Below are 22,020 nucleotides of genomic sequence, written 5' to 3' on the forward strand. Positions count from 1 at the left end.
TGGCGCCGCCGTCGGTCGAGACCTCGGTGTAGAGGAAGTCGTAGTTGGCCTCGATGTCGTACCAGCCGTCGAGGGTCCGACCAGTGCACGGAGCGGTCGGGCTACTCGGAGTCCCTCTATACGGCCCTGGCCGCATGGGCCTGTCACGCCGTCATGTCCCGTCGCTGGCTCACGGCCGGTCTGCTCACCTGTGCGGCGGGGCTCTGCCGTCCCACCGCCGCGGCGCTGATCGCCGCCCTCGGCGTCGCCGCGCTGCTGTCCCTGCGCCGGCGCGCGGACGGTGTCGTGCGTCCGCTGGCAGCTGTGGCGATCGCACCGCTGGGGCTGTTCGGATATCTGGCCTGGGTGAACTACCGCATGGGCGACATCAACGGCTACTCCAAGCTCCAGGACGGCGCCTGGGCCCACAAGTTCGACTGGGGAGTCCACACGTTCAACGTGCTGACGTCCCTCCCCGTCGGACACTTCGACTATCTGTTCGCCAGGGCCTTCGAGGACGTCATCGGCGTCTGCGTCGTGCTGGCGGTGCCGGCGCTGACGGTGCTGCTGCTGCGGCTGCGCCCACCGGCCGTCCTCGTCGTCTACCCGGTGCTGTCGTACCTCATGGTGATGACGACCCAGCAGATCTTCGGCAACGTCTCGCGCTATCTGCTGCCCCTCTTCCCGCTGTTCGTCCCTCTCGCCCTCGCGATGAGCCGGCTCGGATGGCCGTCCCTGGTCACGGTCCTCGGCACGGCCGCGCTGGCCTCCGGGTCGTACGCGGGGTACGTGCTCTTCGAACTCGGCGTGCCGTAGCGGCCGTCGACGTGTGAGATGCCTCCGAAACATTCCCTTCACGCAGGAAGCATTTAGGGGTAACGACCACTGCCTACCGTGCCTGCCCTGTCGTCCCCGACCCGCAGCAAGGAGGCGTGGCATGAGTGCCGAGCCACGACTGGCAGAAGTCACCGAGCCGGAGCCCGCGCAGAAGGCAGCGCGGGGTACGGACCAGGCCGTCAAGGAGACCCTGGAGGACTACACCCTCCGCTTCGCGCCGCGCAGTTACCGGCGCTGGACCCCGATGGTGGTGGCGACGACCGCGCTCGGCGGCATCGCCTACATGGCCGACTTCTCCATCGGGGCCGGCATCGGCCTGGCCCACGGCACCGGCAACGCACTGCTCGCGATCGCCGTCGCCGCCGTCGTCATCTTCGTGACGGGCTTCCCGCTCGCCTACTACGGGGCCCGCTACAACATCGACCTGGACCTGATCACCCGCGGCTCCGGCTTCGGCTACTTCGGCTCGGTCCTCACGAGCGTCATCTTCGCCAGTTTCACCTTCATCTTCTTCGCCCTCGAAGGCTCGATCATGGCCCAGGGCCTGAAGCTGGGCCTCGGACTGCCGCTCTGGCTGGGCTACTTGGTCTCCACCCTGATGGTGATCCCCCTGGTGATCTACGGCATGACGGCGCTGAGCAAACTCCAGGTGTGGACCACCCCGATCTGGCTGCTGCTGATGGTCGGCCCGCTGGTCTACCTGGTCGCCGCCGACCCGGGCACCGTGGACCGCTTCCTCGCGTACGCGGGCACCGACGGGGACGGCGGCGTCAACACCGCCTCGGTGCTGCTGGGCGCGGGCGTGTGCCTGTCGCTGATCGCACAGATCGGGGAGCAGATCGACTACCTGCGCTTCATGCCGCCCAAGACCGAGGCCAACAAGCGCGGTTGGTGGACGGCCGTGGTGATGGCCGGTCCCGGCTGGGTGGTGCTGGGCGCGCTGAAGCAGGCCATCGGCGTGTTCCTCGCGGTGTACATCATCGCCGAGGTCGGTCCGACCGCCGCGCCCGAGCCGATCCAGCAGTTCAAGCACGCGTTCGACGCGATGATGCCGTCCTGGATCGTGCTCCCGCTGGCCGTGGCCCTGGTCGTGATCAGCCAGATCAAGATCAACGTCACGAACGCCTACTCCGGCTCCCTCGCCTGGACCAACTCCTTCACCCGGGTCACGAAGCGCTACCCGGGCCGGATGGTCTTCGTCCTGGTCAACCTGGGCTTCGCGCTCGCGCTGATGGAGGCGGACATGTTCAGCTTCCTCAACAGCATCCTGGGCTTCTACTCGAACTGCGCGATCGCCTGGGTCGTCACCGTGGCCACCGACATCGGCATCAACAAGTACGTGCTGAAGCTGTCCCCGCACGCCCCCGAGTTCCGCCGCGGCATGCTCTACGCCGTCAACCCGGTCGGGGTCGTCTCCTTCGTCGCCGCCTCGGGGCTGTCGATCGCGATGTACTTCCACGGTCTCGGCGACACGCTCCAGCCGTACTCCCCCGTCGCCGCGGCCGTCATCGCCTTCGTCCTCACGCCGCTGATGGCCGTGGTCACCAAGGGCAGGTACTACCTGCGCCGCACCGACGACGGCATCGCCGAGCCCCTCCTGGACGAGGACGGCAACCCCAGCGCCGTCGCCTACCCATGCCATGTGTGCCGGCAGCAGTTCGAGCGGCCGGACGTCGCCGCGTGCCGGACGCACGACGCGGTCGTCTGCTCGCTGTGCCTGAGCACCGACAAGCTCGGGGACCACGTCCTGCCGGCCACGGCCTGAGCCGTGGGCGGGAGCGCGGCCGGGCGCTCCCGCCGTACGGCACGTTCCAACTCGGTCTCGGACGTGCCGTGCGGGGCCGCAGGGGGCGGCGGCTCCGGGGCCCGGGCGGCATACTGATCTTGCGCCGCGCAGTGAGCGGGCCGACGGTCGGAGAGGGGATGACGGGATGACCACCGATGAGCATGACGGAAGGGGAACTCCCCACGAGCCGCCCGGCGTCCCCCCGGCCCCCGACGACGTGTGGCTGAGGTTCCTCACGGACAGCGAGTCCGCCATACGTGTCTCCGCTCCCCGGGAACCCTCCGCCGCGGAGCGGGCGGCGGGGCAGCGGCTCCAGCCCCCGCACGCCGTCGGCGACCTGTGGCAGCCCGAGGAGTTGTGGGTGCGTGTGGCGTGGCAGGACCTGGACCGCCGTGCCAAGGCCCGCCGTGTGGGACGGGTCGTCGCCACCGCGGCCGCCGTCGCCCTGGCCCTCGGAGCCTGGTCCCAGCTGTCCACCGGCGCGGGCGCGGGCCACCGGCCGGGCGAGAGCACGGTGCGTCAGGTCGAGGGGGCGACCGCCCGGCTGCCCACGGCCACACCCGTCCCGCCGGCATCCCCCTTCCCGCAGCCGTCCCGATAGCCCACGCACGGGGGGTACGGTCGTGCCCCGCCGCCTAGGATGAGCCACACAGGCCGGATCTGGGCGCTCGTCCGGGCGCGGCCCCCCACAGGCAGGAACGCGCAGGCACCGACCGAAGGGGGACGGAGATGAGCGCGCCACGCCTCAGCAGCACCCCGTTGCCGGGCATAGGGGTCCGCTACGACCTGACGACACGGGACGAGGGCCGGCGCCTCTCGGTGGTCGCGCACCGCGACGGGCACCGGACGGTCAGCGCCTACCGCGAGGACGACCCGGACGCGTGCGACCTCTCGGTGCGTCTGACGTCGGAGGAGGCGGCCACGCTCATCGACGCCCTGATGCCCGAGCACCACACGCCGAACCTGCTGTCCACCACCGACCTGGGGCTCGTCGCCGAGCGGATCGAACTGTCCGGTTCCTCCCGCTGGAACGGGCGGCTGCTGGGCGAGTCCCGGATCCGGACCGAGACCGGGGCGTCCGTGGTGGCGGTGCTGCGCCGGGCGGAGGCGATCCCCTCCCCCACCCCGGACTTCCGGCTGGCCGGGGGCGACATCCTCATCGTCATCGGGACCCGCGAGGGCGTGGAGGCGGCCGCCGCGATACTCGGGCGGGAGTGACCCGCCATGCAATCCTCCGCCGTCTTCCTGATCGAGTTCGGCTGTCTCATCCTCGGGCTGGGGCTGCTCGGCCGCTTCGCCGGGCGCTTCCGCTTCTCGCCGATCCCCCTCTATCTGCTGGCCGGGCTCGCCTTCGGGGAGGGCGGGCTGCTGCCGCTGGGCGCCAGCGAGGACTTCGTCGCCGTCGGCGCCGAGATCGGCGTCATCCTGCTGCTGCTCATGCTGGGCCTGGAGTACACGGCCACCGACCTCGTCTCCCACCTCAGGACCCACTACCCCGCCGGAATCATCGACGCCGTGCTCAACGCCCTGCCGGGCGCGATCCTCGCCCTGCTGCTCGGGTGGGGCCCGGTCGCCGCCGTCGTCCTGGCCGGCGTCACCTGGGTCTCCTCCTCGGGCGTCATCGCCAAGATCCTCGGAGATCTGGGGCGGCTGGGCAATCGGGAGACCCCGGCCATCTTGAGCATCCTCGTCCTGGAGGACCTCTCCATGGCGGTGTATCTGCCCATCGTCACGGCCCTGCTGGCCGGGGTGGGCCTGGCCGCGGGCGGCGTCACCCTCGCCATCGCCCTGGGCGTGCTGACCCTGGTGCTGGTCCTCGCGGTGCGTTTCGGCCGCCTGGTGTCGCGCTTCGTCTCCAGCGACGACCCCGAGAAGCTGCTGCTGGTCGTCCTCGGTGTGACGCTCGTGGTCGCCGGGGTCGCCCAGCAGTTGCAGGTGTCGGCGGCGGTGGGCGCCTTCCTGGTGGGCATCGCGCTGTCGGGTGAGGTCGCCGAGGGCGCGACGAGTCTGCTCGCGCCGCTGCGGGACCTGTTCGCCGCGGTGTTCTTCGTCTTCTTCGGCCTGCACACCGACCCGGCCAGCATTCCGCCCGTGCTGCTGCCGGCCCTCGCCCTGGCCGCCGTCACCACCGCGACGAAGATCGCCACGGGCTACTGGGCCGCGCGCCGCGCGGGCATCGGACCCAGAGGCCGCTGGCGGGCAGGCGGCACGCTCGTCGCCCGCGGCGAGTTCTCGATCGTCATCGCCGGGCTGGCCGTCACGTCCGGCATCGAACCCTCCCTCGGCCCCCTGGCCACGGCGTACGTCCTCATCCTGGTCCTGCTCGGCCCGCTGACCGCCCGCTGGACGGAACCGCTGGCCACCCGCCTGACCGGACGCTCCCGTCGGCGCAGCGCGCCGGTTGTCCCCGGCTCTCACGAGGCACTCGACGACCAGGACACGGTCGGCCGCACCTGAACGAGCCACCGGGACGGCCGGCGAGACGCCCACGCCGACCGGCCCGCAGGCAGTGGCTTGGCCGGACAGCCGACACCACCGGCCCGGCCCTCCGACCGCCTCGCCCGATGCGGGCGTCCCCACCGAAGGGCTAACGTCAGCCCGGGGCGCAGGCTCCCCCGCGTGCCGACGAGGCACTCGACGACCAGGACACGATCGGCCACACCTGGCCGAGCCGACGAGACCGCCCACGCCGGCCGGACCGGCACAGGCTTCGCCGGACAACCGACACCACCGGCCCGACCTTCCGACCGCCCGATGCGGGCACCCGCACGTCCCCGTCAGCCCCGGGCGCAGACTCCCCGCGTGCCCACTCGACGACCAGGACACGGTCGGCCGCACCTGAGCGGGGCGGCCGGTGAGGAGGCCCACTCCGAGCCGCCGGAGCGAGCAGAAGCCCGTGGGGCGACGGGTTCAGCCCGTCTTCCAGCCCCTGCGTGTGTCGATCCGCTCCCACTCCGCGTCCCACTGGGCCAGGCGCCGCCGGTCGAGGGCCAGGCGGGTCAGCCAGGCGGCCCCCAGGACCGCTGCGCCCGCGAAGGCTCCGGCGAGCGCGCCGCCCATCGTGGTGTGGAGCCACACCTCGCCACTGGACACCGGCCGGCTCGTGATGTCACCGCTCCGGTTCACCCACACGGAGATGGTGCTCCCGGCAGGCGCCCTGGGCGCCACCCGGACCTCCTCCCGGTGCGTGGAACCGTCGGGCGCGGTCCACCGCACCTTGCCCCACACCCGGTGGTCACTGGCCGTGCGGGCCGGAGACGGACCGGGGGCGTCCTCGACGACCACCGCCGTGACCTGGCGGCTCTCGGCACGCTGCCGTTCGGCCGCGCGCTCGACCGTGCCCGCGGCGATCAGCCCGGCGGTCAGCCCGCCGAGCAGGGCGAGCACCCAGCCGACGAGCACGACCCAGGCCTCGACGACGTCGACGCGCCGTTTGAGCGCGTTGCGTCGCCACCGCCACCACCGCACGGTCACCCGCTCTGACGCTTTCATGGGCCGACACCCCCTCGTGAGCACCGGCAGCACCCTTCCAGTGTGCGCCCGACTGCCGCTGACGCTCGCCGATCAGTGCCGGGCGGCCCGTCACGAGGAGGTGAGGGCGTGGTTCACGCGGGAGACGCCGCGATCCGTACCCGGTCGCTCTCGTCGCCGGAGAGGAAGGAGGCCATCGCGCTGCCCTCCTCGGCGACGGTGGTGCGGTCGGCCCGGGAGAAGGGGCGCAGCGGCTCCACCCGCACCGTGTCCGCCTCGACGGTCCAGGTTGCGGCGACCCTGCCGTCGAGCAGTACGACGCGCTCGCCGGCGACGGACAGGTGGCGGTGCGCGTCGTCGATGATGCGGCTGCGGTCGTGGTAGCCGAGGATCGCGTTGTCGAACGCCGGCAGGAAGCGCACGGGCACCGGCGTGTCGGGGTCGGGGCGGGGCGCGTCGGGGAGGTCGAGCAGTTCCCGGCCGCGCTCGTCGCGGAAGGAGACCAGTTCCCCGCGCAGGGCGGAGACCGCGGCGGGCAGTCCGGCGAGGCCGCACCAGGCGCGCAGGTCGGCCGAGGCGGCGGGGCCGAAGGCCGTCAGGTAGCGCCGGACGAGCGCCTGGCCGACCGGGTCGGAGCCGTCCGTCGCGGGCGGGTCGGCCTCGCGGCCCAGCCAGGAGGAGACCAGCGCGTAGCGCACTCCCGCTTTGGTGCGCCACAGTCCGCGCGGCGGCAGTTGGACCATCGGGAGGAGGGCGGCGACCAGCATCTCGCCCAGGGGCCGGGGCCCCGCCGCGGGCCAGCGGTCGACGACGGCGCGCGCGAGTTCGGGCATGGAGCGGGGTTCGCCGTCCGCCATGACCTTCCGGCCCGCCGCGGCGAGTTCGCCGGGATCGACCCCGTCGAGCTCGCGCCGGTAGACCCCGAGGACCCGCTGGCGCAACATGTCGTCGTGGCGGGCGCGCCAGGCCAGGACGTCGTCGGCGGTGACGAGATGGACGGTGCGGCGCATGAGAGGGGTCCGCACGACACGTCGCCCCGTCAGCAGGTCCGACAGCTCCGCCGGGTCGAACGCCCGCAGCCGCGACCAGAGCCCCAGAAACGGCTCCTGCGGTTCCTGCGCCTGGAGGCCGCACAGATGCGCGACCGCGTCCAGGACCGGCAGGTCGGCGCGGTCGAGGAGCAACTGCCGGGCAAGGGTGGCGCGGTTGAGCGCCCGGGCGTTCAGAACGGTCATCGGGGCACCTCGGCCTCTGCGTCGTGTTCCGGCCCGTGGTCCAGGTCCTCCGGGCGGCTTGCACGCTCACCGTCGCACGGGATGCGGTCAGTTAGTGACCGCATCCGGCACGCGCCGCCGGTACCCCATGTTTCCTATCGAATTACTAGGAAAGCATTGACGGCACCGCGCACTCCTGCGCAGGATGATGCGCATGGCCCACCCGTCTTTCCCGCCGATGAGGCTCAACGCCCCACTGTGCAAACGGACGTGAGGAGTTCCCTGTGATGGGCGTTGCCCCGGCGCCGTCCGGCCCGGACGCGGAGTCCGACCAGGCCGGGCCCGGCCGTGCGCACTGGCTGCGCGTGGCCCGCGAGACGGCGGAGGACCTCGCCACGGACGCGGTGGCCAGGGACCAGGCGGGCAAGCCTCCCTTCGACGAGGTGTCGCGGCTGCGCGAGTCGGGACTGCTGACGCTCCTGGTCCCCGCGGGGCTCGGGGGCGGCGGCGCGGACTGGACCGAGGCGTACGCCGTGGTCCGGGAGATCGCGGCGGCCGACGCTGCCATCGGCCAGCTGCTCGGCTGTCACTACTTCACGTCCTGGAGCGCCCTGCACCTCGCCGGAGCCGACCTCGCCACCCGGCTGGAGCGGCGGTCCGTGGCGGAGCAGTGGTGCTGGGGCGGCGGCCTGGCCCGCCAGGAACCGGCGCTGACGCTCGTCAAGGACACGCGGGGGTACGTCCTCGACGGCCGGCAGAGCTATGCCGCCGGCGTCCTGGTCGCCGACCGTCTCGCCGTCCGGGCGGTGCGGGCCGACACGGGCGAGCCTCTCGCGCTCGTGGTCGATCCCGCCCGCGCGGGCGTGGTCGTCGACGGTGACACCGACCCCTTCGGCCAGCGGCTGGCGGCGGGCGGCAGTGCGGAGTTCGACGCCGTGCCGGTCACCGCCGGCGACGTACTGGGGTCCCTGTCGGCGGACGAGGACCTCCTGTCGCCCCTGACGGCCCTGATGTCACCGGTCGGCCGTCTGCTGTCGGTGCAGCTCCGGCTCGGCATGGCGGAGGGGGTGCTCGCCGAGGCCCGTGAGTACAGCAGGACCGGCCCCTCGCACCGACACCCGGACCGGCCGGTCGGCTCCCCCCAGGATCCACAGGTGCTGACGGCGTACGGGGAGCTCACGGTGCTCACCCGCTCGGCTTCCGCACTCGCCGACCAGGCACGCCGGGCCGTCCGCGGCGGACTGGCCCACGGCGAGGATCTCACCTACGAGGAGTACGCGGAGATCTCCGTCCTCGTGGCCATGGCCGAGTCAGCCGCGTCCAAGGCCGCCCAGGAGTCCACCGCCCGGGCCCTCGACATCATCGGCGCCCGCTCCGCCTCGGCACGGCTGGGCTTCGACCGGTTCTGGCGCAACGCCCGGACCCACACCCTGTACGAGCCTGTCGGGCACCGGCTGAGGGACGTCGGGGACTACTTCCTCAACGGTGCGCACCCTCCCTTCGTCCTGCCCGTCTGACCACACGGCGACGGGCCGCCGGCTCGCGCCGCAGGTGAATCGCCCACGAGCGGGCAGGAGACCCGCCGACCGGGACGACGGTGGCGCGACGGGCCCGAGGCCTCGCCCGACGCCCTCGGGCAGTCCGCGTCACAGCCAGGCGCAGGGTGTTGCGCTGCGGACCAGCCGCGTACCTCAGGACCCCGGCATCGGCGGGCGCGCCGCGTTGCTCATGAAGATCTGCGACCTCGTCCAGGCCTACCGTCCGGCCCCCGTGGTCGTCCTCCTCGACGAGCCGGCCGCTCGGAGTGCGGTGGTCAGCGTCCTCTTGCGCGTCCACCGTCAGCGGCCGGCTGGGCACGCTGCTGTCCGTGGCGGCGCACAGCGCGCCCGTCCGTCGCGCCCTCGAGGCGAACGCCGACGCCGCCGGCACGCGGCTGGTCGTCCACGCCCGCGCCGACACCGCCGTAACCGCGGCGTTCGCGGCAACGGCCTGAGGCGGTTCTGTGGTGTCACGGCATCGTGCTCTGCGCGCTGACCAGTTCGGTGACCGCGCGCAGACCGCCTTGGGCGAGGGCGGCGCGCTGCCGGTCCGCGCCGGTGCCGTCCTGGAGCAGCCGGTGGATCAGGGACGTGACCTGGCGGGTGTCACCGGAGGCGTCGAGGGCGGGGGCGACGTGCCGCAGGAACTCGTAGAGAACGTCGCCGGCGCGGTGCGGTGTGCCGTCGGGGTCGATCAGGGTGTCGCCGAGCCCGTGGCGGGCGGCGTGCCACATGGCGGCCTGGAGCAGTTCGGGCGCGCAGTCGGGCAGGGGCACGCCGGCCGCCGCTTCCGCCAGTGAGGTCTCCACGAGGGCGCGGATGACGGCGGCGAGCATGACCGCCTCGTCCGCCCGTAGCTGGACGTCCAGGCACCGCACCTCGATGGTGGGGTAGGTGGCCGAGAGCCGGGCCTGCCAGTAGAGCTGACCGGTGTCGGAGATCAGGCCGGACTCCTGAAGTCGTTCCACGCGCCGGTCGTAGTCCGCGGCGTCCTCGAAGTGCGGGGGCATGCCGCTGACCGGCCACCGGCTGAAGATCACTGTGCGCCAGCTGGCGAAGCCGGTGTCGTGGCCGTCCCAGAGCGGGGAGTTCGCGGCCATGGCGGTCAGTGTCGGCAGCCGGAAGCGGATCCGGTTCAGGACCTGCACGCCCGCCTCCCGGTCGGGGACGGCGACGTGCACGTGCGTGCCGTTGACCAGTTGCTCCGCCACCAGTTGCGGCGCCTGGGTGACCATGGCCCGGTACCGGGCCTGGTCGGTGACGGCGATGGGGCGGCCGTGCCGCAGCGGTGGGGTCCCGCAGACCCCGATACGGCAGCCGTGCTGCTCCGCGGCCACCCCGACGGCGTGTCGCAGCCGCAGCAGATGGCCGCCGACCTCCTCCAGGGTGTCGCAGACCGGGGTGGCCACCTCGACCTGCGCCTGGAGCAGCTCGTACTGCACCTCCTGGTCGGTCACGAGATGACCCACGCCCGCGGCGGCGCGCACCTTGTCCGCCTGAGGTACCGGCAGGCCCGTGACCGGGTCGAGCAGCAGGTACTCCTCTTCCACGCCGATCGTCGTCATCGACACCTCTGTTCCGCCCGGCGGGCCGGGCCGGACTCCGGCACGCGGAAGACGCACCGCACGCAGCGGTGACCGCCCTCCAGGGCCCGCCCGCTTCCGGGGCCCGCCCGCGGGTTACCGAGTGCCGCACTCGCGGCGGAACAAAACGTGACACAGCAATAGAAACCGCTTACACGGAAAAGACGCCGCCCGGTCGAATGGATCACTCCGCCGTTCGGCCCACGAACACTCGGCGACGGACAGGGGCGACGAACCGGACCGAATAGGTTCCTCCAGGCGGAAGACCGTCCGTGCACCGTTGCTGCCGATCGAGGAACTGATGGCGACAGACACTGAACCGGTTGCGCCCGTACCCGCGGTGGAGCGCCGCGACCGAGGGAGCGTCGTCGTCTCCCGGCTGACGACCACCGATCACAAGAAGCTCGGGCACCTGTATCTGATCACGCCACGCCGCCACAACTTCCCCACCCTGCCCAAGCTCCGCTCCGAGTCCCCCACCTTCGACCTGCGCGACCCGGACGTGGCGGGTCCCTGCGAGGCGGAGAACACGGGGCAGCGCGATGTGCTCGACGCCGAGGGGCACAAGGGCGACCGGCCGTGAGACGCGGCAGGCGCGGGGCACCGGACGGCGAGCCGAGCAGCGTCCTGGCCGACGAGACCGAGGGCTACCTCCTCGCCCACGCCCACCGTCACCAGGCACAGCACGAGGCCGAGGAGCTCTGCGCGCAGATGCCGTGGCTGACCACGGCCCAGGCCGAGGAACTCACCGCCCACTACGTCCGCCGGCGTCTCGACGTCACCCGGCAGCTGATGCTCGACACCGTGCGACGGGCCGCAGAACTGCGACAGGAGTACGAGAGCCGCTACGCCGAGCTCCGAAGGGCCCTGCTGCGGCGCCACGCGGCCGGTGCGTGCGCGGTCCTGGCCTGTGCCGCCGGGGTGGGCGCGGTGGCGGGCGTGCTCATCCGCTGAGGGCCCGGATCAGCGGCCGTGGCCGTCCTGGGGGTCGTGGCCGTACTCCTGGGGCCGCGGCCGACCTCCTGGGGAGCAGCCCGAAGCCGGCAGGTGGGGGCCCCGGCGGTCACGCCCCCACCCCCACCCACGCGATCGCCGGTCGGCGCTTCTCAGTGGCCGTTCGGCGGCTGGAAGCAGCCGGTCTCGGGGTACGGGCCGTTGGTCCGCACCGCGAAGTTCGACTTCTGCAGGAAGGCCGTGACACAGGCGTCGTCGTGCACGCGCAGGGCGACGCGCGTGCCCTCGGGCGTGACAGGGCCGTCGCCCTCCCAGTGCGAGGGCAGTCCCGTGACGGTGAGCGTGCCGCCGAGGCGCTTGCCGTCCTTCGCCACCCGCTCCTCCTCGTAACCGAGCCGGAGCAGGGCCGTCCGGACGGTCGCCGGGTTCCATTCCCGCTGCTCCCACAGCCGCTTGAGCACCGGCCTGATGCGGGCGGCCTCCCGTTCGGCGTCCGCGGCGTGGGCGGGGGCCATCTCGCCCGCCCGGCGGTAGGCGTTGTTCTCGTTGTAGTGCGGGGCCCTGTCACCGGCACCCGGCTCCACGTACGGCGAGGCTCCCGAGGCACTGGGCGAGGATGCGACGGACGGCCGGGAGGACGCCCCTGGGGTGGTGCCAGGGGTGGTGCCCGGGGCGTGCAGGTCGCCGCAGGCGGTGAGGGTCGTGACGGCGGCGAGGGCCACGGCGGCCAGGCGGGCCCCGCGAGCCAGCATTGAGGTGGACATGAAGCCGACCCTCTCACCGAGGCCGGCTCCCGCGGGCCTGACACGGCAAGCCGATTCGGCCACAGCGCCGGCGTCGTCGCGCCAGCGTGGCCACGGTAGCGCACGCGCCGACGCCCCGGTCAGGGCCTGGCCGGTTTCACCTTCCTGTCGGTGCCGTTCACCCGCACGGTGACCTTGCTGCGGCTCCGGGCCCGGTCGGCCGTGATGCTGAACGAGGTGACCTTGCCGTTCCGCCACGTGCAGCCGACCTCGTAACCGCCACGTGCGCGCAGGCCCGTGAAGGAGCCCTTGGCCTTCCAGCCGTCCGGCAGGGCGGGCAGCAGGTGGATGACGCCGTCGTGGCTCTGCAGGAGCATCTCCGCCACGGCGCCCGAGATGCCGAAGTTGCCGTCCATCTGGAAAGGCGGATGGTTGCAGAACAGGTTGGGCAGCGTGTTGTACGTCAGCAGCCCGCGCAGCATGATCCCGGCGCGCTGCCCGTCGCCCAGGCGGGCGAAGAGGGCCGCCCGCCAGGGCCAGGTCCACGAGCGGCGGCTGTCGCCCGACACCGTCCCGGCCGTGAACGGGACGCCTTCCTTCTCGCCGCAGCGCGCCTTGAGAGAGACGAGCGCGGCGGCAGCGAAGTCCGGTGTCCTCGGGGTGATCTGGCGGCCCGGGTAGACCGCGAAGAGGTGCGAGGTGTGGCGGTGGATGTCGTCGGGGCTGTCGATGTCCTCCTGCCACTCCTGCAACTGGCCCCACTTGCCTGTCTTGTTCGGCGCGAGACGTGCCTGTAGGTCCGCGATCCTGGCCCGGTAGGCGGGGTCCGCCTTGAGCACCGACTCGCAGTCCAGGTAGTTCTGGAACAGGTCCCAGATGATCTGCTGGTCGTACATGACGCCGTCCTCGCGCGGTCCGTGCTCGGGGGACCAGCCGTCGGGCGCGACCAGGAGGCCGTCCGCGCGCTCCTTGAGGTGGTCCTCCCAGAACGCGCAGATCTCCTTGATCATCGGATGGGCGACGGTGCGGAGGTAGTCCAGATCCTGGGTGAACGCCCAGTGCTCGTAGAGGTGCTGGGCGTACCAGGCACTCGCGACGGTGTTCCACTCCCAGGCGTTGCCGCCGAAGACGCTCTGGCTGGTGCGGGCCGTCCAGCCGCGCGTGTCCTCGCCGAAGGCGTTACGGGTCGCGACGCGGCTGGGCACCGCCACCTGCTCGACGAACCGGACGAGCGCCTCGTGGCACTCCGGCAGGTTCGTCGTCTCGGCACCCCAGTAGTTCATCTGGACATTGATGTTGGTGTGGTAGTCGGAGGCCCACGCGGGCTGGTTGCTGTCGTTCCAGAGGCCCTGGAGGTTGGCGGGCAGGCCGTCCGGGCGGGAGGAACCGATCAGCAGGTATCGGCCGTAGCGGAACATCGTCTGCTCCAGTGCCGGGTCCTCCCCGCCCGCCGCGTAGCGCGCGAGCCGGGCGTCGGTCGGCAGGGCGACGACGTCGGCACCGGAGGTGCCCCAGTCGACCGCGACACGGTTCATCAGGGCACGGGTCTCGGCGGTGTGCTCCTCGCGCAGCGCGCCGTAGGACCGGGCGGCTGCCGTGCGGAGCGCCCTGGCGACGGCCGGCGCCGGGTCGGCTCCGCGCCAACCGGCGGCGGCGTCGAGCTTGTAGTCGGTGCGGGCGTCGAGGAGGAGAGTGAGGGTCGTGCAGCCGCTGAACCGGAGCGTCGCCCCGTCGGCGCGGAGCTCGCCGTCGGTGTGGACGGCCTGGACGGTGCACGCGTGCTTGAGACCGTTGCCCATGACGCCGCTGAAGCCGATGCGCCCGGCGGCGGCGTCGACGACGGTCGGCGCCTGGTCCTGTCCGGACGTCAGCGCTATGGCCCCGGAGAGTTCCCGGGCGCGCTCCGAGGTGTACCGGAAGACCATGACGTCCGCGGACCGGCCGGCGAAGGCCTCGCGCAGGACACGCCGTCCCGGTGCGCCGAAGCGGGTGACGTGGACGCCGTTCACGAAGTCGAGGGAGCGCCGGTAGTCGACGACCGCGCGCTGGGTGCGTGAGTCGAAGCCCTTGCCTTCCAGCGCGATCTCCGCGATCTGCAGGCCGGTGGAGGAGGCGCGTGGGGTCAGGGTGAGGCGGTAGGCGCGGTAGGCCGTGCTGTTGGCGATCCGGAAGGTCCGGGTCTCACCGCGGCCGGCGAAGGGCTCGGAGGGGTTCTGTGTGTCGAGGGTCGTCCAGGCACTCCCGTCCTGTGAGGCCTCGAACCGCCACCGCCCGGGGTCGTCCTTCGGACGGTCCGGGGCCGATGTCAGCGCGTACGACGTGATGGCGACCGCGCGGGGCAGGTCGGCCTGCCAGACGACCGCCGGTGCGGCCGGGCCGACCCGCCAGACCGTGGCCGGATCGCGGTCCACCGAGCGCGACATGTCCGTGGGCCGGGACCCGGCCCCGGCCCCTTCGGAGTGCCCGCTCGGCGACGACAGGTACATCGCGCCGCCCGAGCCGAGGTCGACTCCGGCCAAGCCGATCTCGCTCACCTGGAAGTGGCTGACGCCCGCCTTCGGGACGAAGTCGAACCGGTAGAAGCGGTAGGCCGCGGTGTCGGCGCAGGTGAACTCCCGTGTCTGAAAACGCTTTTCGAAGGGGGCGTCCAGCGTGCGTCTGTCGAGTGCGGTCCACGCGGTGCCGTCGGTGGAGCCGGAGAACGTCCACTCCTGCGGGTCGCGCTGCGGTACGTCGTCGGCGCTCGTCAGCCGGTAGGTCGCGACCGTGGCCGGGGCGGGGAGCTCGACCTGCCACCGCACCTTCGAACCCGGCCCCTCGATGCACCACTTGGTCTTCGTGTCACCGTCGTACGTCTTGTCGACGCCCTCCGATGAGCTGCTGCTGTACGGCCCCCCGGGAGCCGTGACCTTCGGAGTCGCACGGGGAGCGAAGGTGACGACGAGGTCGCCGAAGTTCCGGTACGAGCCGAAGCCGGTCATACCGGTGTCGAAGTCGCTGTCCGGCTTGCCCGCCAGGGCGTTGTCGTAGTCGTTGACACCGCCCCAGAGGCTCTGTTCGTTGAACTGGACACGCTCTTCGTGGGGGTCGGCGAAGAGCATGGCACCGAGCCGGCCGTTGCCGATGGGCAGGGCCTGTGACTGCCAGTCCGTGGCGGGCACGGAGTAGGTCAGCGCCTCGCGCGACAGGGTGGGCCACGGCGCGGGCGCCGAGTCGTCTCGCCCTGCGGCGCCGGCCTGTGCTGCGGGTGATCCGCCGGCGAGTTGTGCGAGCAGAGGCGCGAAGGCGAGGCCACCGCCGAGCTTGATGACGCTGCGTCGCTGCGGTTGGCTTGCATCGCTCACGGTGAGATCTCCCGGGGCTATTCATCGGCTCTTTCGCAGGAAAGTGACGCCACATCGACATCTGGCGGCGGCGTGAACATCGTCGCCGTGAAATAGATCGGATGTCTATAGGCGTGCGTTCGCGGAGCGGCTGTCCGAGTCCCCACCGACCGACTCGGCGTCGAGGACACCCCGAGCGGATTCGAAATTTCGCATGCCATTCGGAAACTCGTGGCTTCAGAGATCCTCGATGGCGGATCGATCATGTCGACACCACCGCATCTCCTGCCGGACAGGCGATTGACCTGCCGCGTTTCCATCCAGGGGCTTCGAATGTTTCGATGTGGAAATCGAATCCTGCGAGGAGGATTGACGGGATCGACTGGACTTCTATTATTCAAATGCTCGACACATCGATGCACGTTCGACATTTCGACCAGTTGCAGCGCTCCTCTCGTACGCAGCAAGGCACCTTCCCGGCGGCGCCGAACCGCACAACGGCATGAACCGAGCGGGGAGAACGCCACGCATGGGGATGTCATGGCTCCATCAAGTGCGATCCCTGCCAGCGGCTCTCCCCTCAGGCCGTGCCCGGCCACCGGGCGGACCACCCCACCCCCCACCCCCGACGAGGAGACCCATGAACCCGCTGAAACGGCTCGGCTGTCGCCGGGCCTCGGTCCTCGGCCTGCTGGCCGCGACCGTCCTGGTGACTCCCGGGACGGCGACCGGCGCGCCCGACGCCGTGCAGGCCTCCACCCTGGGCGCGCAGGCCGCCCAGTCCGGACGGTACTTCGGCACCGCCGTGGCGGCCGGACGGCTCGGCGACGGCACGTACACCGGCATCCTCGACCGTGAGTTCAACTCGGTCACGGCCGAGAACGAGATGAAGTGGGACGCGACCGAGCCGTCCCGGGGCTCGTTCACCTTCAGCCGCGCCGACCAGATCGCCAACCGCGCTCAGGCCCGCGGCCAGCGCCTGCGTGGCCACACCCTGGTCTGGCACTCCCAACTGCCCGGCTGGGTCAACTCCATCAGGGACGCCAACACGCTGCGCGGCGTGATGAACAACCACATCACCACCGTGATGAACCGCTACAAGGGCCGCATCCACTCCTGGGACGTGGTCAACGAGGCCTTCGCGGACGGCGGCAGCGGCCAGATGCGCGGTTCGGTCTTCCGGGACGTACTGGGCACCGGCTTCGTCGAGCAGGCGTTCCGCACGGCGCGGTCGGCCGACCCCGCGGCGAAGCTCTGCTACAACGACTACAACATCGAGAACTGGAACGACGCCAAGACCCAGGGCGTCTACCGCATGGTGCGCGACTTCAAGTCGCGCGGGGTGCCCATCGACTGCGTCGGCCTCCAGGCCCACTTCGGCGCCGGCGGCCCGCCCGGCAGCTTCCGGACGACCCTGTCGAACTTCGCCGCCCTCGGAGTGGACGTCCAGATCACCGAGCTGGACATCGCGCAGGCGCCGCCGACCGCCTACGCGAACACGGTCAGGGCCTGTATGAACGTCGCGCGCTGTACCGGCATCACCGTCTGGGGCATCCGGGACAGCGACTCCTGGCGCAGCGGCGAGAACCCGCTCCTGTTCGACCGCAACGGCAACAAGAAGCCGGCGTACAACGCGACGCTGACGGCGATGGGCGGCACACCGGCCGTCACCCGCGGCACTACCGCCGTCACCCGTTGACCGACCGTGCCGGGGGGAGCGCTCCGATGGGAGCGCTCCCCCCTCGGCCCGACGCCGACCTCCGGACGCACCCCTGCCAGAAAGCCGAGGTATCCGCCATGCGCCGCATCCTCCCCGCCCTGGTGGCAGCGCTCTCCGCACTGCCGCTGGCGCTCGCCGCCGCCCCGACCGCCCATGCGGCGGATCCGACGACCATGACCAACGGGTTCTACGTGGACCCCGACTCCAGCGCGAAACGGTGGGTCGCCGCCAACCCCGGCGACGGCCGGGCGTCCGCGATCAACGCCTCGATCGCGAATGTCCCGACGGCCCGCTGGTTCGGCTCCTGGAGCGGCACGATCGGCACCGCGACCGGCGCGTACGCGGGCGCCGCGGACGCCCGGGACAAGCTGCCCCTCCTCGTCGCCTACAACATCTACAACCGTGACTACTGCGGCGGACACTCCGCGGGCGGAGCCTCGTCACCGTCCGCCTACGCGAACTGGATCGCCCAGTTCGCGAGCGGGATCGCCGGCCGCCCGGCCCTCGTCGTCCTCGAACCGGATTCCCTCGGGGACTACGGCTGCATGAGCCAGGCGCAGATCGACGAACGCGAGAGCATGCTGACGGGTGCGCTCGCCGAGTTCAACCGCCGAGCTCCCAACACCTGGGTCTACCTCGACGCCGGCAACCCGGCGTGGGCGAGCGCTGCGACCATGGCCCGGCGTCTTCACGAAGCCGGTGTCCGGCAGGCTCACGGCTTCTCGCTCAACGTCTCCAACTACCTGACCACGGCCGAGAACACCGCGTACGGCAACGCCGTCAACAGGGAACTCGGCGCCCGGTACGGCTACACCAAGCCGTTCGTCGTGGACACCAGCCGCAACGGCAACGGCTCCAACGGCCAGTGGTGCAACCCGTCAGGCCGTCGCATCGGCACTCCCACCCAGCTGGGCGGAGGCGCCGAGATGCTCCTGTGGATCAAGGTGCCGGGCGAGTCCGACGGCAACTGCGGCGTCGGAAGCGGCTCGTCGGCGGGGCAGTTCCTCCCGGAGGTCGCTTACAAGATGATCTACGGCTACTGATCCGGAGCGGCTCGGGGAGCATCTCGGATCCGTGCACGTCCCACCCGGTGACGGCCGTCGGCCGCGGCGGCGCCACGTCGAGCCGGCGAGAGAGTCGAAGCGCTTCGACGCTGCTCGATCGCCGCTCGCCGCCGCGGCACACCGGCCCCGGGGCGCCGTGACGCCGCGGCGGACCTAGGCTGGAAGCGGCCGCTGGAAACGAGCCCTGAGGGGGCCGCTGTCCGGACGGAGGCGTGTCGCGTGGAGATGGCCGGCAAGCAGGACGCGCCCACTGCCGTTGTCGTGGTGAACCCGGACGGCATGGTGAGCGGCTGGAGCGAAGGGGCGCGGCTGCTGCTCGGCTGGACCGCGCAGGACACCGTGGGGCGGCCCGTGGCCGACCTGCTGGTCGATCCCCCGCCCCGCGGCTTCCCCGAGGGCTACGGCGCCGGCCCCGATCCCACCGGGTTCACAGCCCTGCGGCACCGGGACGGTTCCACGGTGGACGCCGTGCTGTCCGCTCACCCGTTGTTCGGCCCCGATGGGCGGGTGATGGGGCACGCGGTGACCGTCCAGCGCTGGGGGCGCCGCCCGGTGATCGCCGACCGCGCCTTCGAGCAGTGCCCGTTCGCTCTGGGCGTTTACGACCCTGAGCTGCGGTTCCAGTGGATCAATGCCTCCTCGGGCCGGGTGATAGCGCACTCCGAGGAGCAGGTGCTCGGCAAGAAGTACCGCGAGGTGCTGCCCGAATTCGACCGCTCGCTGTTTCCCGAGAGGGACGACAAGCCCTACACCGACGCACTCGCCGAAGTGGCGAGGACGGGCGAGCCCACGCGTCTCATCACCGTCTTCCGCCCCCGCGGCAGTGACTACGCCAATGCCTGGGCCACCAGTATCTGGCCCGTCCGGGATGCCGGGGGCAGGGTCCGTGCGATCGCCAACTGGGGATTCGACATGAGCGCCGAGTACTGGGCCCGGCAGCGCCTGCTCATCCTCAACGAGGCCAGCGGCGGCATCGGCCGGACGCTCGACGTGATCGGCACCGCGCAGGAACTGGCCAGGACCCCGGTGCCGGGTTTCGTCGACCTGGTCAGCGTGGATCTCTTCGACGAGGTGCTGCGCGGAGAGGAACCGCCGTCCGTGTCCGCGTTCGACCCCGGCGAGACCGTCCGGCTCAGCCGTGCCGCCCAGCACAGCACGAAGGTTGACGCCGACCGGGCACCGGAAGCCATGGCACCGGTCACCCACGGGCCCGGTTCCGTCGCCGCCCGCTGCATGGCCACCGGCACGTCCACGGTGGAGCTCACCACCGAGCCCGGCGAGGGCGGCGAATGGGCCTTCGGGCCCGGCCTCGCCGCCGACCCGGCCCACTGGCCCCCGGGCAACCCGGTGATCGACGGGTCCATCGCCGCCGACGGGCTGACCGGGCGGATCACCGTGCCGCTCCAGGCGCGCGGCGCGCTGCTCGGAATCGTCTCCTTCTCCCGCCTCGACCGGCCGGAGGCGTTCACCGCCGACGACCTGATCCTCGCCGAGGAGCTCGCCGCCAAGGCGGCCGTCGCCATCGACAACGCCCGCCGGTACTCGCGCGAGCGGACCACCGCGCTGACCCTGCAACGCAGCCTGCTGCCGCAGGGGATGCCCAGCCAGGAAGCGGTCGAGGTGGCATCCCGCTACCTGCCCGGCGGGACCGGCGCGGAAGTGGGCGGTGACTGGTTCGACGTCATTCCGCTGTCCGGCGCCCGGGTCGGCCTGGTCGTAGGCGATGTCGTGGGCCACGGTCTGCACGCCTCGGCCAGCATGGGCAGGCTGCGCACGGCGGTGCGCACTCTCGCCGACGTCGACCTGCCGCCCGACGAGCTGCTGACCCACCTGGACGACCTGGTCCTGCACCTCGCCGGGGACCACCGGCCCGACGGCCACTTCCAGCCGACCGGCGAGTCCGGCGCCACCTGTCTGTACACCGTCTACGACCCCGTCTCCCGCCGCTTCACGTTCGCGAGCGCCGGCCATCCGCTGCCGCTGATCATCGCCCCGGACGGCACCCGGCCCCCGGTACCCGCCCATCCGGGGCCGCCGCTCGGCCTCGGCGGACTGCCGTTCGAGGCCGCGGAGCTCGAACTGCCCGAGGGCAGCCTGCTGGCCCTCTACACCGACGGGCTGGTGAGGAGCCACGAGCGCGATGTCGATGAAGGGCTCACCGAACTGGAGCGGGTCCTGAGCCACTCGACCACCTCGCTGGAGGACCTGTGCGACACGGTGATGGACGGCATGCTCCTGGACAGCCGGACCGACGACGCCGCCCTGTTGCTCGCTCGCACCTGCGCGCTGGATCCGCACCACGTCGCCGACTGGGAGGTCGAGCCCGACACCGCGCAGGTGCCGCACGCCAGGAAGTTCGCCGTCGACCAGGTGGACGCCTGGGGCCTGGAGGAGGCGGCGTTCGTCACCGAACTGGTCGTCAGCGAGCTGGTCACCAACGCCATCCGGTACGGCGAGCCGCCGATCAGACTGCGGCTGATCCGCGACAACGCGCTGATCTGCGAGGTCTCCGACGCCAGCAACACCGCCCCGCACCTGCGCCGGGCCCGTGCCTTCGACGAGGGCGGCCGGGGGCTGTTGCTCGTCGCCCAGCTCACCCAGGGGTGGGGCACCCGGCACACCGGCAACGGCAAGACGATCTGGTGCGCGCAAGCGACACCGTCCCGGACCTGACGGCTCGTAACCGCCCTCCCCGACCGCCAAGATCGACAACTGGTCAAACGTAATGTGGCCTGCGAAGCTGGAGTTCAAGGGCTCATCTACTAGGTTGTCTAGGAGGTTCCCGTGAAGATGCTGATCAACGTCCCGGAGACCGTGGTCGCCGACGCGCTGCGCGGTCTGGCGGCTGCCCACCCGGAACTGACCGTGGACGTGGAGAACCGGGTGATCGTGCGGCGGGACGCCCCCGTCGCCGGACAGGTGGGGCTGATCTCGGGCGGAGGCTCGGGGCACGAGCCGTTGCACGGTGGTTTCGTGGGTCCCGGCATGCTGTCGGCGGCCTGTCCGGGCGAGGTGTTCACCTCCCCCGTACCCGACCAGATGCTGCGCGCGGCCGCCGCCGTGGACAGCGGGGCCGGCGTGCTGTTCATCGTGAAGAACTACACCGGTGACGTGCTCAACTTCGACATGGCCGCCGAGATGGCCGAGGACGAGGGCATCCAGGTCGCGAAGGTGCTGGTCAACGACGACGTGGCGGTGACCGACAGCCTCTACACGGCCGGGCGGCGCGGCACGGGCGCGACCCTGTTCGTGGAGAAGATCGCGGGCGCCGCCGCTGCCGAGGGCATGCCTCTGGAGCGGGTCGAGGCCATCGCCCGGCAGGTGAACGAGAGCTCCCGCAGTTTCGGGATCGCGCTGAGCGCGTGCAGCACCCCGGCCAAGGGCAGCCCGACCTTCGATCTGCCGCCGGGTGAGCTGGAGTTGGGCATCGGCATCCACGGCGAGCCGGGCCGGGAGCGGCGCGCCATGATGACCTCCGGCGAGATCGCCGAGGCGGCCGTCGAGGCGGTGGTGGAGGACCTCCAGCCGCGCAATCCGGTGCTGGTCCTGGTCAACGGCATGGGTGCGACCCCCCTGCTGGAGCTGTACGGCTTCAACGCCGAGGTGCACCGGGTGCTCGCCCAGCGCGGCGTCCCCGTGGCCCGCGTCCTCGTGGGCAACTACGTCACCTCCCTGGACATGGCGGGCGCCTCGCTCACCCTGTGCCAGGTCGACGAGGAGCTGCTGCGGCTGTACGACGCGCCGGTGAAGACCCCGGGTCTGCGCTGGGGCGTGTGACACACCGGGGGCAGAGGACCACCACGTACCT

Annotated in this window: 17 protein-coding genes and 2 pseudogenes; 13 read left to right on the forward strand and 6 right to left on the reverse strand. The window is 71.8% G+C overall.

The window, feature by feature from the left end:
- Nucleotides 1–136: hypothetical protein (locus AB0E85_RS35915; protein ID WP_361936542.1), on the reverse strand; the 136-nt coding region annotated here is incomplete at its 3' end.
- Here AB0E85_RS35915 and AB0E85_RS35920 point away from each other — a divergent pair.
- The 5 genes and pseudogenes from AB0E85_RS35920 to AB0E85_RS35940 form a co-directional block, all read left to right on the forward strand.
- A pseudogene (locus AB0E85_RS35920) lies at nucleotides 91–795 on the forward strand (hypothetical protein); the annotation flags it as partial. The gene AB0E85_RS35915 and the pseudogene AB0E85_RS35920 sit on opposite strands and share 46 nt — an antisense overlap.
- Nucleotides 796–916: 121 nt before the next feature.
- Nucleotides 917–2,581, forward strand: a complete 1,665-nt coding sequence (locus AB0E85_RS35925; RefSeq protein WP_361936498.1) for an allantoin permease — start codon at nucleotides 917–919, stop codon at nucleotides 2,579–2,581.
- Nucleotides 2,582–2,747: 166 nt separating this feature from the next.
- Nucleotides 2,748–3,203 (forward strand): hypothetical protein, encoded by a 456-nt coding sequence (locus AB0E85_RS35930; protein WP_361936500.1) that lies wholly within the window; start codon nucleotides 2,748–2,750, stop codon nucleotides 3,201–3,203.
- A 128-nt stretch (nucleotides 3,204–3,331) separates the two neighbouring features.
- The gene (locus AB0E85_RS35935) at nucleotides 3,332–3,820 is read left to right on the forward strand and encodes a TrkA C-terminal domain-containing protein (protein ID WP_361936502.1); all 489 of its coding nucleotides are present in this window, start codon (nucleotides 3,332–3,334) and stop codon (nucleotides 3,818–3,820) included.
- Between the two features lie 6 nt (nucleotides 3,821–3,826).
- Nucleotides 3,827–5,059 carry a cation:proton antiporter gene (locus AB0E85_RS35940; protein ID WP_361936504.1) on the forward strand — a complete coding sequence of 411 codons (1,233 nt, stop codon included), beginning with the start codon at nucleotides 3,827–3,829 and terminating at the stop codon, nucleotides 5,057–5,059.
- 453 nt (nucleotides 5,060–5,512) lie between these two features.
- On the opposite strand, the gene AB0E85_RS35945 is transcribed toward AB0E85_RS35940, so the two are convergent.
- Both AB0E85_RS35945 and AB0E85_RS35950 read right to left on the reverse strand, forming a co-directional pair.
- The gene (locus AB0E85_RS35945; protein WP_361936506.1) at nucleotides 5,513–6,094 is read right to left on the reverse strand and encodes a hypothetical protein; all 582 of its coding nucleotides are present in this window, start codon (nucleotides 6,092–6,094) and stop codon (nucleotides 5,513–5,515) included.
- 113 nt (nucleotides 6,095–6,207) lie between these two features.
- Nucleotides 6,208–7,308 carry a winged helix DNA-binding domain-containing protein gene (locus tag AB0E85_RS35950; protein ID WP_361936508.1) on the reverse strand — a complete coding sequence of 367 codons (1,101 nt, stop codon included), beginning with the start codon at nucleotides 7,306–7,308 and terminating at the stop codon, nucleotides 6,208–6,210.
- 266 nt (nucleotides 7,309–7,574) lie between these two features.
- Here AB0E85_RS35950 and AB0E85_RS35955 point away from each other — a divergent pair, with 266 nt between their 5' ends.
- A complete protein-coding gene (locus AB0E85_RS35955; RefSeq protein ID WP_361936510.1) occupies nucleotides 7,575–8,804 on the forward strand; it encodes an acyl-CoA dehydrogenase family protein in 1,230 nt (409 codons plus the stop codon).
- A 350-nt stretch (nucleotides 8,805–9,154) separates the two neighbouring features.
- The gene (locus tag AB0E85_RS35960) at nucleotides 9,155–9,280 is read left to right on the forward strand and encodes a hypothetical protein (protein ID WP_361936512.1); all 126 of its coding nucleotides are present in this window, start codon (nucleotides 9,155–9,157) and stop codon (nucleotides 9,278–9,280) included.
- 15 nt (nucleotides 9,281–9,295) lie between these two features.
- On the opposite strand, the gene AB0E85_RS35965 is transcribed toward AB0E85_RS35960, so the two are convergent.
- Complete coding sequence (locus tag AB0E85_RS35965) at nucleotides 9,296–10,390, reverse strand: glutamate--cysteine ligase (protein WP_361936514.1); 1,095 nt, start codon at nucleotides 10,388–10,390, stop codon at nucleotides 9,296–9,298.
- A gap of 319 nt (nucleotides 10,391–10,709) precedes the next feature.
- Between AB0E85_RS35965 and AB0E85_RS35970 the strand changes: the two genes are divergently transcribed.
- Both AB0E85_RS35970 and AB0E85_RS35975 read left to right on the forward strand, forming a co-directional pair.
- Complete coding sequence (locus tag AB0E85_RS35970; protein ID WP_361936516.1) at nucleotides 10,710–10,991, forward strand: hypothetical protein; 282 nt, start codon at nucleotides 10,710–10,712, stop codon at nucleotides 10,989–10,991.
- Nucleotides 10,988–11,362, forward strand: a complete 375-nt coding sequence (locus tag AB0E85_RS35975; RefSeq protein WP_361936518.1) for a hypothetical protein — start codon at nucleotides 10,988–10,990, stop codon at nucleotides 11,360–11,362. Before AB0E85_RS35970 ends, AB0E85_RS35975 begins: the two co-directional genes overlap by 4 nt.
- A gap of 152 nt (nucleotides 11,363–11,514) precedes the next feature.
- Here the strand turns inward: AB0E85_RS35975 and AB0E85_RS35980 are convergent, their stop codons facing one another.
- The gene (locus AB0E85_RS35980; protein WP_361936520.1) at nucleotides 11,515–12,126 is read right to left on the reverse strand and encodes a hypothetical protein; all 612 of its coding nucleotides are present in this window, start codon (nucleotides 12,124–12,126) and stop codon (nucleotides 11,515–11,517) included.
- 119 nt (nucleotides 12,127–12,245) lie between these two features.
- A complete protein-coding gene (locus tag AB0E85_RS35985) occupies nucleotides 12,246–15,449 on the reverse strand; it encodes a glycoside hydrolase N-terminal domain-containing protein (RefSeq protein ID WP_361936522.1) in 3,204 nt (1,067 codons plus the stop codon).
- A 619-nt stretch (nucleotides 15,450–16,068) separates the two neighbouring features.
- Between AB0E85_RS35985 and AB0E85_RS35990 the strand changes: the two are divergent.
- The 4 genes and pseudogenes from AB0E85_RS35990 to dhaK form a co-directional block, all read left to right on the forward strand.
- Nucleotides 16,069–17,103, forward strand: a pseudogene (locus tag AB0E85_RS35990) (endo-1,4-beta-xylanase); the annotation flags it as partial.
- A gap of 122 nt (nucleotides 17,104–17,225) precedes the next feature.
- Complete coding sequence (locus AB0E85_RS35995; protein ID WP_361936524.1) at nucleotides 17,226–18,191, forward strand: glycoside hydrolase family 6 protein; 966 nt, start codon at nucleotides 17,226–17,228, stop codon at nucleotides 18,189–18,191.
- Between the two features lie 246 nt (nucleotides 18,192–18,437).
- Complete coding sequence (locus tag AB0E85_RS36000; RefSeq protein ID WP_361936544.1) at nucleotides 18,438–20,885, forward strand: SpoIIE family protein phosphatase; 2,448 nt, start codon at nucleotides 18,438–18,440, stop codon at nucleotides 20,883–20,885.
- Nucleotides 20,886–20,996: 111 nt separating this feature from the next.
- Nucleotides 20,997–21,989, forward strand: coding sequence for a dihydroxyacetone kinase subunit DhaK (gene dhaK, locus AB0E85_RS36005; RefSeq protein ID WP_361936526.1), 993 nt, complete (start codon nucleotides 20,997–20,999; stop codon nucleotides 21,987–21,989).
- Nucleotides 21,990–22,020 lie beyond the last annotated feature (31 nt).

Origin of the sequence: Streptomyces sp. NPDC029044 (assembly GCF_040637495.1) — a bacterium.
Classification (GTDB): domain Bacteria; phylum Actinomycetota; class Actinomycetes; order Streptomycetales; family Streptomycetaceae; genus Streptomyces.